The organism is Streptomyces sp. NBC_01428, assembly GCF_036231965.1.
Taxonomy (GTDB): Bacteria; Actinomycetota; Actinomycetes; order Streptomycetales; family Streptomycetaceae; genus Streptomyces.
On the sequence record NZ_CP109499.1, the window covers coordinates 5130644 to 5144617 of the forward strand.

General features: G+C 75.0%; 12 protein-coding genes. 6 read left to right on the forward strand and 6 right to left on the reverse strand.

Going from position 1 to position 13974, the window contains the following annotated elements:
* Positions 1–17: 17 nt before the first annotated feature.
* On the forward strand, positions 18–410 hold the full coding sequence (locus OG406_RS22340) for a hypothetical protein (RefSeq protein ID WP_164372098.1): 393 nt from the start codon (positions 18–20) through the stop codon (positions 408–410).
* Positions 407–673 (forward strand): DUF4031 domain-containing protein, encoded by a 267-nt coding sequence (locus OG406_RS22345; RefSeq protein WP_081217919.1) that lies wholly within the window; start codon positions 407–409, stop codon positions 671–673. The genes OG406_RS22340 and OG406_RS22345 overlap by 4 nt, the downstream gene beginning before the upstream one ends.
* Positions 674–742: 69 nt before the next feature.
* Here OG406_RS22345 and OG406_RS22350 read toward each other — a convergent pair whose 3' ends face one another.
* The 3 genes from OG406_RS22350 to OG406_RS22360 all read right to left on the reverse strand — a co-directional run bounded on the left by OG406_RS22350 (position 743) and on the right by OG406_RS22360 (position 3926).
* A complete protein-coding gene (locus OG406_RS22350; RefSeq protein WP_329187392.1) occupies positions 743–1846 on the reverse strand; it encodes a GNAT family N-acetyltransferase in 1104 nt (367 codons plus the stop codon).
* A gap of 20 nt (positions 1847–1866) precedes the next feature.
* Positions 1867–3075, reverse strand: coding sequence for a Cmx/CmrA family chloramphenicol efflux MFS transporter (locus tag OG406_RS22355; RefSeq protein ID WP_329190924.1), 1209 nt, complete (start codon positions 3073–3075; stop codon positions 1867–1869).
* 140 nt (positions 3076–3215) lie between these two features.
* The gene (locus OG406_RS22360) at positions 3216–3926 is read right to left on the reverse strand and encodes an HD domain-containing protein (RefSeq protein ID WP_267051148.1); all 711 of its coding nucleotides are present in this window, start codon (positions 3924–3926) and stop codon (positions 3216–3218) included.
* A 48-nt stretch (positions 3927–3974) separates the two neighbouring features.
* On the opposite strand from OG406_RS22360, the gene OG406_RS22365 reads away from it, so the two are divergent.
* Complete coding sequence (locus OG406_RS22365) at positions 3975–4652, forward strand: maleylpyruvate isomerase family mycothiol-dependent enzyme (protein WP_267051147.1); 678 nt, start codon at positions 3975–3977, stop codon at positions 4650–4652.
* Between the two features lie 170 nt (positions 4653–4822).
* Complete coding sequence (locus tag OG406_RS22370) at positions 4823–5545, forward strand: copper homeostasis protein CutC (RefSeq protein WP_081217915.1); 723 nt, start codon at positions 4823–4825, stop codon at positions 5543–5545.
* Positions 5546–5613: 68 nt separating this feature from the next.
* Here OG406_RS22370 and OG406_RS22375 read toward each other — a convergent pair whose 3' ends face one another.
* Positions 5614–7581 (reverse strand): HelD family protein, encoded by a 1968-nt coding sequence (locus OG406_RS22375; RefSeq protein ID WP_443067146.1) that lies wholly within the window; start codon positions 7579–7581, stop codon positions 5614–5616.
* A gap of 507 nt (positions 7582–8088) precedes the next feature.
* On the opposite strand from OG406_RS22375, the gene OG406_RS22380 reads away from it, so the two are divergent.
* A complete protein-coding gene (locus tag OG406_RS22380; RefSeq protein ID WP_081217913.1) occupies positions 8089–8283 on the forward strand; it encodes a hypothetical protein in 195 nt (64 codons plus the stop codon).
* Positions 8284–8355: 72 nt separating this feature from the next.
* Here the strand turns inward: OG406_RS22380 and OG406_RS22385 are convergent, their stop codons facing one another.
* Positions 8356–10005, reverse strand: a complete 1650-nt coding sequence (locus tag OG406_RS22385) for a DNA repair helicase XPB (protein WP_164372094.1) — start codon at positions 10003–10005, stop codon at positions 8356–8358.
* Between the two features lie 128 nt (positions 10006–10133).
* A complete protein-coding gene (locus OG406_RS22390) occupies positions 10134–12686 on the reverse strand; it encodes a helicase C-terminal domain-containing protein (RefSeq protein WP_164372093.1) in 2553 nt (850 codons plus the stop codon).
* Between the two features lie 163 nt (positions 12687–12849).
* On the opposite strand from OG406_RS22390, the gene OG406_RS22395 reads away from it, so the two are divergent.
* Positions 12850–13950, forward strand: a complete 1101-nt coding sequence (locus OG406_RS22395; RefSeq protein ID WP_329187401.1) for a hypothetical protein — start codon at positions 12850–12852, stop codon at positions 13948–13950.
* Positions 13951–13974: the final 24 nt, after the last annotated feature.

Sequence of the window (13974 nt, forward strand, 5' to 3'; positions counted from 1 at the left end):
TGCGCACAATGGGGGGCATGGACCCCAGCGACAGCCCCCTCAGCCCTCTGGAACAGGCGCTCCACGCGGCCCGTGCCCGTGTGCTCGCCGACCTGATCGCGGGCCAGGTCGCCCAGGCGGACGTCGTCTCCCTCGTCGAGGACTCGGTCGTGCAGCGCCGCTGGTGGGTCGAGCAGTGGCCGGAGGGCGCCGGATTCGTCGCCGGGCTCGTCGCCCAGGACGTGCAGGACGCGCTCCTGGAGCGGCACGGGCGCTGGCCGCTCTGCCCGGTCTGCGGCAGCGGCGACCCGCACGCCCTGGAGGTCGAGCCCGAGCTGGGACCCGACCCGCACTGGGTGTGCCACCAGGCGGGCGTGAAGGTCTCCCCGGTGGGATCGCTCGGTTCGGCGACCGGCACGGCCCCCGCGTGACCGTCTACATCGACCCGCCCACCTGGCCGGGCCACGGCCGGGTGTGGTCCCACCTGATCAGCGACGTCTCCTACGACGAACTCCACGCCTTCGCCGCGACGCTGGGCGCACCCCGCCGCGCCTTCGAGCGCGACCACTACGACATCCCCTCGCACCGCTACGCCGCCGCCGTGGACGCGGGGGCCGTCGAGGTCAGCAGCCGCGAGGTGGTGCGGCTGCTGCACGGGGCGGGACTGCGGCGGCGCAAGCACCCGGCCGGCTGACCGGTCCCGGCCCGCTCCGGCCGGGAGTGCCGCCCGCCGCGTCCCACCGCCGTGGAGCGAGCGGCCCGGTCAGCTCTCGCGGACGTACAGCCGCAACGACGCCTCCAGGTCGTGCAGTTCGTACGCCGCCCGTTCCTCGTCCTCGCTCACCCGGGTGAACCCGGCCCGCGCGATCACCCGCTGGGAGGGGGCGTTGTCCTGCTCGATGGCCGCGAACAGGAGCTTCACGTCGTCGCGGGCCAGGGCGTGCTCCGCGAGGGCGCACAGCGCCTCGGTCGCGTAACCCCGGCCGCGCGCGGTCTCCGCGAGGTCGTAGCCCACCTCGGCGCGCCCCTCCTCGTCGGGCACCCCGTGGAAGCCGATCCCTCCGACCGCCAGCCCGTCCTCGCGCCGCACGAGCACGAACATGCCCCACTCGGGCCGGTGCGTCCCCGCCTCGTACGCCTTCACCACCATGCCCGCGGCGTCCCGCGTGCCCTCGAACGGGCCGCCCTCGATCCACGCGAAGCCGCCGGTGCCGCCCGCGCGGAGGTCGGCGGCGGCCGCCGGGGTGACGCCCTGGAGCGTGAGCCGCTCGGCGTCGATGACCAGGTTGTTGCGCCAGCGCCACTCGGCGACCGGGGCGCGGCCGGGCAGGTCGGCCCGTCCGGTGGCCCACAGGAGGGTGTTCCAGGGGGCGCCCGGTTCGGGCCGGACGTGCGGGAAGATCCGGGTCAGGACCCAGGTGCACAGCTCGGCCGGCGGCCGGTAGGCGAGGGCGAGGCCCTCGGCGATGTCGTGGGTGTGCAGCAGGACCTCCGCGACGCCCATCGCGGCGAAGCCCTCGCGGTTCGCGCTGCGGAACGGGAACGGGTGGAAGGCCCGCACCTCGCGCGGGGTCGTGCGCACGGCGGCGGCGAGCAGCCCGCCGGTCGCCTCGATCACGTCGACGGCCCCCGCGTTGTCGGTGCCGTCGTCCAGCGTGATCTCGAACGGCACGTAGGCCGTCGTGGCCCGGCCCGCCAACTGCCCCGCGTACGCCACGAGATCACTCGCGATGTGCTCGGCGGTCCGCCGGCAGCTCCACTCCAGACCTCCCGCCCCGACCTCCCAGTCCAGTCCGGCCGCCGGCCGCAGCAGCGCGGCACAGTCCCGGACGGCTGCCTCCACCTGGTCCCCACCCGTGTCTCCCATGCGGCCGAGGATAGGACGGATCACGCTTCGGAACACACGGGATCGGCCGTCGCGCCCCCGGTTCCGACGATCCGTGATCCCGGCGTCCGGCGCTGCAGGCGCAGCGAGACGACGGCCAGGGCGATGGCCGCCGTGGTCAGGGCCGCGCCCGCCCAGGCGGTCGCCCCGTAGCCGAGGCCCGCGTCGATGACCGCCCCGCCGAGCCAGGGCCCGGCGGTGTTGCCCAGGTTGAAGGCGGCGGTGGTGGTGGCCGCGGCCAGGGTCGGAGCGGCGGCGGCCACGTTGAACATCCGCGCGTTCAGGGCCGGGGCGGTGCAGAAGCAGGCGACGCCGAGGAGGAAGGAGAGCAGGACCGCCGCGACGGCGTACCGCCCGAGGAGGGCGAACGCGACGAGCACGACCGTGTCCGCCGCCATCCCGGTGATCAGCACCCGGAACAGGTGCGCGTCGGCGAACCGCCCGCCGATCGCCGTCCCGAGGAGCGCGCCCACCCCGAACAGCGCCAGCACGGTCGGCACCCAGCCGTCGTCGAGGCCGGCGACATCGGTGAGCAGCGGGGCGAGGTAGCTGAACGCGCAGAAGACACCGGCCGCGGCGAGTGCGATCGTGCCGATGGACAGCCAGACCCGCCGGTCGCGGTAGATGCCCATCTCCCGTGTCAGGCGCGGCCGTTCGGCCGGGCGGGGAAGGGCCGGCACCAGGGTCACGATGCCGGCGAGGGCGATCGCGGACGCGGCGCCGACGGCCCAGAACGCGGCCCGCCAGCCCAGCCCCTCGCCGAGGAACGCCCCGGCGGGCACGCCGAGGACGTTCGCGACCGACAGACCGCCGATCATCACGGCGAGCGCCCGGGCCCGTGAGGTCGCCGGCACCATCGCGACGGCGACGGCCGCTCCGACCGCCCAGAAACCGGCGCAGGCCAGCGCGCTGACCACCCGGGAGGCGAACAGCACGGCGTACGTGGGCGCGAGGGCACCGGCGACCTGCCCGAGCCCGAACACCGCGATCAGCGCGACCAGGGTGGCCCGGCGCGGCAGCCGCAGGGTCGCGACGGCGAGCAGCGGCGCCCCGACGACCATGCCGATCGCGAACGCCGAGATCAGCAGACCGGCCTGCGGGATGGTCACGCCCAGGTCCTCCGCGACGGGCGGCAGCAGCCCGGACAGCATGAACTCGCTGGTGCCGAGGGCGAAGACGGACAGGGCGAGGATGTAGACGGACAGCGGCATACGGGGGCGGGCACCGGCGGGACCGGTGGCGGGTATGTCCGGCTTCAGGGAACCGCGGCTCGGAGGCATGCCTCCTTCGTACGGCTTCCGGCGCCCGCCGTCGAACCCGTTTCCCGCACGTTCCGGATGGCGGGACGGGGTCAGGGCGCCTTCGTCAGTGCCGCCAGCTCGTCCGTGAGGTTCCGCCGGGCGGGCCCGGCCCACACCCGCTCGCCGTACGACGTCCTGAACAGCCTGGGCAGGTCGAGGAGTTGACGCAGGACGGCCGCCCGGCCCGCCCGGAAGGCGTCGTCGGGGACGAAGCCGTACTCCTCACGGACGGCCGCGGCGTAGGCGGCGTACGCGGCCGGCGGTGAGGCCAGGATCGCCAGGTCGGCGTCGCACAGCACGGCGCCGTCGCCGTCGCCGTCGGCGGGGTCGTGCGAGACGGTCAGCCGGACCAGCCGGACCACCTCGGCGGTGCGCTCGGCGCCGACGCCCAGCTCGGCCAGAGCGCGCTCGGCCAGCCGCGCCGACCGCTCCTCGTTCTCGGAGCGGTCCGGCAGGTACACGGCGTCGTGGAACCACGCCGCGAGGCGCACCGCGGCCGGGTCCGCCGGCCGCTCCCCGTGCGCCTCCAGCACGTCGACGCGGTCGAGGACCGCGAGGAGGTGGTCCGTGGTGTGGTACCTGCGCTGCGGCTCGGCCCACCGGTCCAGGAGGTTCTCCGCGTAGGGCTCCGGGGAGGGTCCCGGACCGTCCGCGCCGTCGCGGGCGGCCCGTACGGTCTCCGCCCAGCGCCGCGCCAGGTCCGCACGGGCCGGATGCCTGTGGCTCTCGTGTCCCGCCCCGCGGTTGCTCTCTGCCGTCATCCCGCCATTCTCCTCGCCCCGCGCCCCGTCCCTTCCTACGGTGGACCCATGATTCCTGGAGACGCACACGACGTACGGGACCCGGACCTGCCCGGCCTGCTCCTGCGCACCGAGCGCGACGCGCTGATCCCGCTGCTGCGGGCCAGGCCCGAAGGGGACTTCGCGCTGCCGACCGCGGGGTGCCCGGCCTGGACGGTGCGGGACGTGCTGGCGCACTGCTCGGCCGCGCTGTCCCGGGTCGTCGAGAGCCGTTTCGAACGGGGGGTGTTCAGCCCCGAGGCCAACGACCGTGACATCGCCGAGCGCGGCGACTGGCCGACCGCCCGGGTCCTCGACGAGCTGGAGCGCGGGATGACCGAGGCGGGCGCGGCGATCGCCCGGTCCGACGGCGCCCTCGACGCGGTCGCGCTCGGAGAGTGGGTGCACGCCGGGGACGTACGGGAGGCCCTCGGCGAACCGGGCGCCTACGAGGGCGCGGGACTTCCGCACGCCCTCACCCTCCTCGCCCGGGTCAGCCGGGACCGGGACCGGCTGCCGCTGCACGCCGACCTCGACCACCTCGACGACCCGCTGCGCCTGGGCGGTGTCCCCGGCGACCGGCCCCCGGCCCGCTACATCGGCGACGCGGCGACGCTCGTACGGCTGTACGCGGGCCGTCCGGTTCCCCGGGCGGACGCGTACGAGCTGGTCGGGGCCGAGGAGGCGGAGCTGAACCTGTTCGGGTGAGCGGCGGGTGAGTGACGGGCGGCGCGCGGGGTGCGGGGCGGTGCGTGGGCGGGCACGGACCGGGCGGAGGGGGAAAACCCTCGGACCGGGCAGGGCTTCTCGCGCCCCCGCGCCCGCGCGCGTACTCTTGGGATTGGACTAGACCTGTAGCCGCCCAAGGAAGAGGTCCGATGAGCGAGCGGAAGAGCGCACTCCTGGAGGTGATCGCCCTCGGCGTGGAGGACGCGGTCGCCGCTCAGGACGGCGGAGCCGACCGGCTGGAGCTGGTCACGGACATGGCCGCCGACGGGCTGACGCCCCCGGTGGAGACCTTCGCCGGGATCCGTGCCTCCGTCGACATCTCGCTGCGCGTGATGCTGCGCCTGTCGGACGGCTTCGCCTCGGGGGGCGAGCGGGGCGTCGAGGCGCTGGTGCGGGCCGCGGGCGAGCTGCGGGCGGCGGGCGCCGACGAGTTCGTGCTCGGCTTCCTGGACCAGCGCGGGGGTCCCGACCTGGACGCCGTCGAGCGGATCGTCGCCGAACTCGACGGCTGCCGTTGGACGTTCCACCGCGCGATCGACCGGGCGGGCGACCGGGACGCCCTGCGCAAGCGGCTCGCCGGCCTTCCGGGCCTCGACGGGTATCTGACCGCCGGGTCCGCGACCGGGGTCGACGACGGACTCTCCGTTCTCGTCGCCGAGGCGGCACGGTGCGGTGAACCGGGGTACGAGCAGCGGATCATGGTCGGCGGCGGGCTCCGGCTCGACCATGTTCCCCAGTTGCTCGCCGCCGGGGTCGACGCCTTCCACATCGGCGGCGCCGCGCGGCCGTTGGGCTGGACCGGGCCCGTCTCCGCCGTCGCCGTCCGGGAGTGGCGGGCCGCCGTCGACGCGCGGGCGGCGCTGCACGCGTAGCCCCGGGGCGGGGGGAGTCCTTCACCCCCTCCGCCCCTGCCCTTCCCCTACCGGGGGCCGCGCCCCGGCTAGGCGGTCAGCTCTGCCGGCAGCGGGGTCGCGTGTGTCACGATCAGGCCCGAGACCGCTCGGGTGAGGGAGACGTACAGGCGGCGCAGGCCGGTGCGTTCGTCGGGTTCGCCGTCGACGACGGCCCGCGGCTCGTCGAGCACCACGTAGTCGTACTCCAGGCCCTTGGCGAGCGAGGCGGGCACCAGGGTCAGCCGGGTCTCGGCCGTGGTCTCCTCGCCGGGACCGAGATACGTCCGCCCGGCCGCTGTCAGCGCCTGCGCGAGCGCCGGGATCCGGGCGTCCGCGGCGATCAGCCCCGTGGAGCCCTCACGGCTCAGCAACTCCTCGACCGCGTCCATCACTTCACCGTCCCCGGTGGCCGCCCGGACCTCGAAGAAGCCGGGGTTCTCCCGCACGGAGGCGACCGGCGCGAGACCGGGCGCGATGTGCGGCAGCAGCCGGGACGCGTACGTGATGACGTCCGTGGGGACACGGAAACCCGCCGTCAGCTCCTCCACCACGGCGTCCCCCTTGCCCAGATGCCCGAGCGCCTCCGCCCAGCTGCGGGTCGCCCACGGAGTGGTCCCCTGCGCCAGGTCGCCCAGCACGGTCGCCGAGCCCGTCGTGCAGCGCCGGCCCACCGCCCGGTACTGCATCGGGGAGAGGTCCTGCGCCTCGTCGAGCACCACGTGGCCGAGCGAGTGCGTGCGCCGCACCAGGTCGGTGGCCTCGTCGACGAGCACGGCGTCGGCCGCCGACCACTTCGCGGACTTCACGCTGCGCACCGGCTTCGCCCAGAGGATCTCCTTCTGCTCGGCCTCGTCGAGCAGCCCCTCCGCGTGCGCGGCGAGGAAGTCCGCGTCGCTCAGCAGCCGCAGCACCAGCTTGGCCGGGTCGACCTGCGGCCAGATCGCCTTGACCGCCGCCTTCACCGCGGCATTGCGGGCGACGGCGTCCTGCACCCGGTCGTCCGGCGCCTCCCCGGAGCGCTCCATCTGGACCAGCACGGCGTGCGCGATGCGCTGCGGAAGGGCCTCGTGCGCGGCGCCGTACCGGATGTCCCGGGCGAGCAACTCCCGGACGATCTCATCCAGTTCGTACGCCGCAACCCGCCAGCGCCGGGAGCCCCGGACGACCATCACCGGCTCGGTCGGCAGCGTCACGTGCGAGCGGACGGCCCGGCGCAGCACCTCCGCCATCCGCGCGTCGCCCTTGATCACCGCGGCCGGCGCGTCGTCGCCGCCGCGCACCTCGACATGGGCCACGAGGTCGTCGACGGTCGCCTGCCGGACCTCCAGCTCGCCGAGCGCGGGCAGCACCTGCTCGATGTAGTGCAGGAAGGACTTGTTCGGGCCGATCACCAGGGTGCCGGTGCGGGCCAGCCGGTCCCGGTGCGCGTACAGCAGATACGCGACCCGGTGCAGGCCGACGGCGGTCTTCCCGGTGCCGGGGCCGCCCTGCACACAGACCGAGCCGGACAGCCCGGATCGTACGATCTCGTCCTGCTCGGGCTGGATGGTCGCCACGATGTCGCGCATCGGGCCGACGCGCGGGCGCTCGATCTCCTGCTGGAGCAGCTTGCTGGTGGCCGCCGCCTCGGCCGGGTCGGAGAGGTGCTCGTCCTCGTAGGCGGTGAGGTCGCCGCCGGTGTAGCCGAAGCGGCGGCGCAGCCCGACGTCCATCGGGTCCTTCTTCGAGGCCCGGTAGAACGGCTGCGAGACCGGCGCGCGCCAGTCGATGACCATCGGGTCGCCCTCGGCGTCGTGCACGTGCCGGCGCCCGATGTAGAACCGCTCGCCCTCCGCGCCCTCGGCCCGGTCGGCGCCCGGCGCGTGCAGGTAGTCGAGGCGCCCGAAGAAGAGCGGGGTGTGGCTGAGGTCGGCGAGGGCTTTGATGCGCTCGCCGATCTGCCGGTGCAGGACCTCGGCGTTCACCCAGTTCGCGGTGACGTCGCGGATGTCGAGGTTCTCCGCGTCCTCGCGCATCGCGCGGAGCGCCGAACGGGACAGGCCGAGGTGGGAACGTTCGCGGGAGAGGGGATCGCCGGCTTCGGACGGTGCGCCGGACGGACCGTCGGACAGGGTGGACACAGGGAATTGCCTCCGGGGACCTGCTGCGGGAGTGATGCGGCTGACTCGGACCAGACGATCCGGGCGGTTCGGGCCTGGATCTCTGCGGAATCCGTGCGCGATTCCGGATGCCGTCCGGTTTCCGGCCGGACGGCGGCACTCCGCGAAGGGAGGCGGGCAAGAGCGGAGATTCTAGATGAGGGACGGATGCCCGTGCCAATGGGTTTTTCCGGCTCCCGGTGTCCCGCCGCGGTGGCGGACGGCCGGCGGCTCGTCTCGCGTCAGGGTCGGGGCCCGCCGCCCCTAGGGGTCGGTGTCCGTCGTGAGGTGTACGGCGGGCGGCACCGGGGGTGGACCCGGGGGGCGCCCAGGTTCGGTCGGAAGACCGACGCCGTTCGGGGCCGGGGATCGCACCATGGAGATATGAGTGCAGCCACTTTCACCCCAGGCCCTGCCCGTCCCGGCGCCGCCGCCCGCGGGGCGACGGCCGTCACCTCCGCCCACCACCGCCACCGCTTCGGCGACGCCCTGCGGGCCGTGAAGGTCTTCGCGGGCGCCGCGTTCGACGTCGTCCTGCTCGGCGAGTACGGCGAGGAAGCCGGCGTCCGCCGCCGCTGACCCCGCCGCACCCCGCCCGGCCGTGCCCGACCCCCGTGACCGCCGGTCGCGGGCGCCGCCGGCCGGCCGCCGTCAGCTTCCGCTGTCGGTCAGCAGATCGTCGGCGTCCAGGATCCGGTACGCGTACCCCTGCTCCGCCAGGAAGCGCTGGCGGTGCGCCGCGAAGTCCTGGTCGATGGTGTCCCGGGCGACCACGGAGTAGAAGTGCGCCTGGTGGCCGTCGGCCTTCGGCCGCAGGACCCGGCCGAGGCGCTGCGCCTCCTCCTGGCGGGACCCGAAGGTGCCCGAGACCTGGATGGCGACCGTGGCCTCCGGCAGGTCGATGGAGAAGTTCGCGACCTTGGACACCACGAGCACACTGATCTCGCCCTGACGGAACGCGTCGAACAGCTTCTCCCGCTGCGCGTTGCTGGTCTCACCCTTGATGACGGGCGCGTTCAGGTGCTCACCCAGCTCGTCGAGCTGGTCGATGTACTGGCCGATCACCAGGATCTGCTGGCCCGCGAACTTCCGGACCAGCGCCTCCGTCACCTTCCGCTTGGTCGCCGTGGTGGCGCAGAAGCGGTACTTCTCCTCCGTCTCGGCCGTCGCGTACGCGATGCGCTCCGCGTCCGTGAGGTTCACCCGCACCTCGACGCAGTCGGCGGGCGCGATGTAGCCCTGCGCCTCGATCTCCTTCCACGGAGCGTCGAACCGCTTGGGGCCGATGAGGGAGAACACGTCCGACTCGCGGCCGTCCTCCCGGACGAGGGTCGCGGTCAGTCCCAGCCGGCGCCGGGCCTGGAGGTCGGCGGTGAACTTGAAGACGGGCGCGGGCAGCAGGTGCACCTCGTCGTAGACGATGAGCCCCCAGTCGCGGGAGTCGAAGAGTTCGAGGTGCGGGTAGACACCCTTCCGCCGGGTCGTCAGCACCTGGTAGGTGGCGATGGTGACCGGGCGGATCTCCTTGCGCGTACCGCTGTACTCGCCGATCTCCTCCTCGGTCAGCGACGTCCGCTTCACCAGCTCGTGCTTCCACTGCCGGGCGGAGACGGTGTTCGTGACGAGGATGAGCGTGGTCGCCTTGGCCTGCGCCATGGCACCCGCCCCGACCAGCGTCTTGCCCGCGCCGCAGGGCAGGACGACGACACCGGAGCCGCCGTGCCAGAAGTTCTCCACGGCCTGCTTCTGGTACGGCCGCAGCGCCCAGCCGTCCTCCGCGAGGTCGATGGCGTGGGCCTCGCCGTCGACGTACCCCGCGAGGTCCTCGGCCGGCCAGCCGAGCTTCAGCAGCGTCTGCTTGATCTGCCCGCGCTCGGAGGGGTGCACGGCGACCGTGTCGGCGTCGATCCGCCGGCCGACGAGCGGGGCGACGCGCTTGGAGCGCAGCACCTCTTCGAGGACGGGCCGGTCGGTGGTGGTCAGGACGAGACCGTGCGCGGGGTGCTTGCTGAGCGTGAGCCGGCCGTAGCGGTCCATCGTCTCGGCGATGTCCACGAGCAGGGCGTGCGGGACCGGATACCGGCTGAACTCGACGAGCGCGTCCACGACCTGCTCCGCGTCGTGCCCGGCGGCCCGCGCGTTCCACAGGCCGAGAGGGGTGACGCGGTAGGTGTGGATGTGCTCGGGAGCCCGCTCCAGCTCGGCGAAGGGCGCGATCACACGGCGGCAGGCGTCGGCCAGCTCGTGATCGACTTCGAGCAGGAGCGTCTTGTCGGACTGGACGATGAGGGGTCCGTTCACACCCGTCCCTTTCTGCGTGGCGGCACCCGGCGCGGATGCTCGGCCAAACGTCCAGTGTGCCTTACCGGCGGGTGATCACGGCTGGTCGTCGGCCCGCCCCGGTACCGCCCGGGCCACGACCCGCCCCCTCACGGCTGGTCGTCGAGTTCCGCCACCCCCGTGACCCGGTGCAGCGGGTACGTGCGGACCTCGTCGGCCGTGTGGTCGTACGCGGTGACGAAGCCGCCCTCGACGCGGATGGGGGCGATGACACGCTGGCTGGCGGAGCCCTCGGCGTTGACGTAGCCGATCCACAGGGCCTCGCCGGTGAGGACGGCGGCCTGCATGGTGGCGAGGGTCTCGGCGGAGCTGGTGCGGGGCAGCTCCCCGGTGGCCGGGCCGTCGCCGGCCGGGTCGTCCTTGCGCGGGGCCGTCGAGGCGAGGTCCCCGGCCCGGATGGCACGGACCGCCGCGCCCAGGAGCGTCGCGTCGGGCACCGGCGGGCCGTCCGGGACGGGCTCGGGGGCGGTGCGCGGCGGCGTGCGGTGGGCGTGGGCCCGGGTGATCAGGACGTCGCCCTCGGCCGACTCCGCGGCCGGCGCGAAGCCCATCGACCGCAGCCCCTCCAGGAGAGCCGCCGGATCGGCCTGCGCGGCCAGCACCGTCGGCGCGAGCCGGCGCAGCCGGAACCCCTGCGACCGCTTGTCGGCGAGGATCTCGCTGAGCATGGCGTCGTCGTCGCAGCGCACGTACGCCGACGCGGCCCCGATCCGCAGGTGCCCGTGCCGGCGCGCCACGTCGTCGATCAGATAGGCGAGCGGCTGCGGAACCGGCGTACGGGAGTGGGCGCCGAGGAAGGCGTGCAGGTCGGAGGCAGAACGCCCGGCGTCCAGGGCCCGGCGTACGGAGCCGGGGGTGAAGCGGTAGACCGTCGCGCCGCCCTTGGACTCGACGTCCGCGAGCACCCCGAGCGTGTCGGCCAGCGGACGCTGCAGCGGGCCGGGCGCGACCGCCGTCAGGTCCGCCTGGAGCAGCACGTGGTCGAGCGGCTCGGGCAGCAGCGGCGCGACCAGCCGGGCCGCGCGCTCCGCCGCCGCGGCCTGCTCGGCGGGGGAGCGGGGCACGGCACCGGCCGCGGCACGGTCCGCCGGGTGGTGCCGCTTGTGCGCGGGCAGCTTGGCGCCGGGACCCGACGCCTCCGCCTCCGGTACGGCGGCCGACGGCGGCAGACCCAGCAGCGCCCGCCCCTGCGCGGACAGCGCGCCCCGGCCGGTCACCCCGAGCAGTTCCGCCTCGGACAGCGTCCACCGGGCCAGCCGGGTCCGCAGATCGTCGGTGGGGGTCCGGGCACCGCGCGGCGGACGCTCCCAGTACAGCCGGGCGAGCAGGGAGTCCGGGGCGGGCGAGGAGCCCTCGGGCAGGGTGCCGAGGAGCGCGAGGACACGGTGGCGGACCTCGGGCGCCGCCGAACGGTCGAGGTTCGGGCCGAGCGCGGACAGGGTCCGGTCCTTCGCGTCCCGGCCGCCGACCAGCCCCGCCGTACGGGTCGCCGCCAGCCACGCCGAGGCGAGCCGCGCCCAGCGCTCGGCGGCGGGCAGCTCCAGCCACTCGTCGTAGGCCGGGGTCGCCGCGTACCGCTCGTCGGCCTCGCCGTCGGACGCCACCAGGCCCGCCGCGTGGGCGAGTTCCACCCAGAACGCGGCGACGGGCTCGGAGACGTCGAGCGCCACCGCCGTCCGCTTCAGGTCCCGCACGCTCAGCCCGCCCGCGCGCAGCACGGGGGGACCGCCCTCGTGCCAGTCCTTCAGGAGTTCCTCGACCGTCGCCAGCGTCGTGTAGGCCTGGCCGGCCGCGGCGGCGTCCACAACCTGTGGACGGTGCGTCGTCGCGGCCTCGACCGCGGGCGCCACCGGTTCCGTCACCCGGTGCGCCCGGCCCGCCCGCAGATGCAGGGCCACCTCACGCGGCAGGACGACCGTGCCGGGCGCCGTCGGCAGCAGCAGGCCCCGGGCGATCAGCCACCGCAGATGCGCCGCCGGTTCCGCCGTCACCTGCCCGTACGGCGGCCCCCACACCAGCCGCGACAGCACCTCCACCGCTTCGGCGGGCGCCTCGTCGAGCAGGGCGGACATCCGGCGCCGGTCGGCGAACAGGCCGCCGAGCGACGCCACCGCCGACACCGAGTCGTGCGTCGTCGCGAGCCCCGCAGCGGCCACGATCTCCTGGATACGGCCCGGTGACATGCCTGTGGTGGCCTCGGCGACCGTCGGCCCGAGCCCGGTGGGGGAGGGGTGCTGCGGTGACGGCGCGAGCAGCTCGCGGGCCGTCCGTACGAGCCGCAGCCGGTCGTCGGGCCCCCACACCAGCGCCTGCTCGCGGAGCGTCCCGAGCGCGTGCGGGAAGGCCGCCGTCACCGCGGGGTCGGCGTCGTCCCCCGCCAGCAGCCCGAGCAGTTCGCCGTACGCGGCCGGTTCCGGGGCCACGGCCAGGGCCTCGGCCGTCTGGAGCGCGAACCGGTCGAGCCGCTCCAGGGCGCGCACCACCGACGCCCGGGTGCCCGCCCGGGTGGCGAGCTGGGTGAGATCCGTGGGGACGGGCGTGATCAGGTCGGGACGGGAACGCAGCAAAGCGGTCAGCGAGGCGTCGTCCCGCGCCCGGAGTGCTTCCGCCAGGGACCGCGGGGCGGTCGTCTCGGGGCTCATCCTGTCAACGGTAGCGGGTGACATGTCCCCGAGGGCCGCCGCAGGGCTGGACGCGCACCCGGCGGGAGCGTTCCACGGACGGGGCGGCCGCCTCCCCGGTGGGGAAAAACCGGTACCTTCGTCACCACGGGGAATCCAACGCACCCGCCCCGGAGGGGACTTCGTGGGGATCGAGAGCGACCAGCTGGTCTTCGACTACCTGAGCCGGGTCGGAGACCTGGCCCAGCAGCGGCAGTTGCCGTCGGCGACCCGGATGCGCCTGGTCACGGAACTGCGCGGCGCGATCGACCGCAGCAGGGCCGAGGAGACCGCGGACAGCCCCGCCGCCGTCCGCCGCCTCCTCGAACGGCTCGGCACCCCCGACGCCGTCGTCTCCGCGGCCGGAGCGGGCCGCGCACCGGGCTCCGGCACCCCCTCGGCCATCACCCCCGAAGCGGCCACCGACACCCGGGCCGCCGTACCGGGCCGGCGCTCCGACAGCACGCGGGACCGGCCCAAGGGACTGCGCCGCGTCGTCCCGCGCCCGCGCCCCGCCGAGCCCCCGCCCGCCGCGGACAGCGGGCCCGACGTCCCCTCACCGCCCCATCTGGCCGGCGCGTACGAACTGGGGGACAGCGCGACCCGGCCCGACTGGTGGCGGGTCACCGGCAGCCCCTTCGGACTCGGCGACAGCGTGCCCGGGTTCACCGGCGGCGTGGAGATCCCCGAGCTGCTCAGGCCGCCGCCCGCACAGAAGGACCGCACGGCGCAGGAGGCGGCCGAGGCGGCGGAGAAGGCCGCGCGCACCGACCCGACGGACAAGGGCAAGGGCCGGAGCGGGCGCTGGACCCGGTTTCGGAGGAAGAACCCCGGGAAGACGCCAGCACCCGGCGCCGCGGACACGACGGTCGTCGCCCCCGTCGTCGTCCGCCGCCGTTCCCTCCTCGCCGCCTCCGCCAACCCGCTCCTGCTGCTCGCCGCCGCCCTCCTGGTCGCCGGCGCCGTGCTCGGCAACTGGTTCGCCCTCGGCCTCGGCTGGCTGATCGCCTACGGATCCCGCCGGCTGACCCCCGCCGAGTCCAAGTGGGCGGTCCTCGTGCTGCCCGGCCTCGCGGTCACGGGCGGCCTCGTCTGGCTCTGGGGCCGGCAGAACGGCCGCTGGGGCGACCCCGTCGCGGACGGGCACATGAGCGACGCGATGGCCGAGACATGGCCCTGGGTCGTCCGCGCCGCAGCGGTGGCCTCCGCCCTGTACCTGGTCTGGCGCTCCCAGCGCCGCCGCTGAACCCGACGGCCCGCCCCTGCGTCC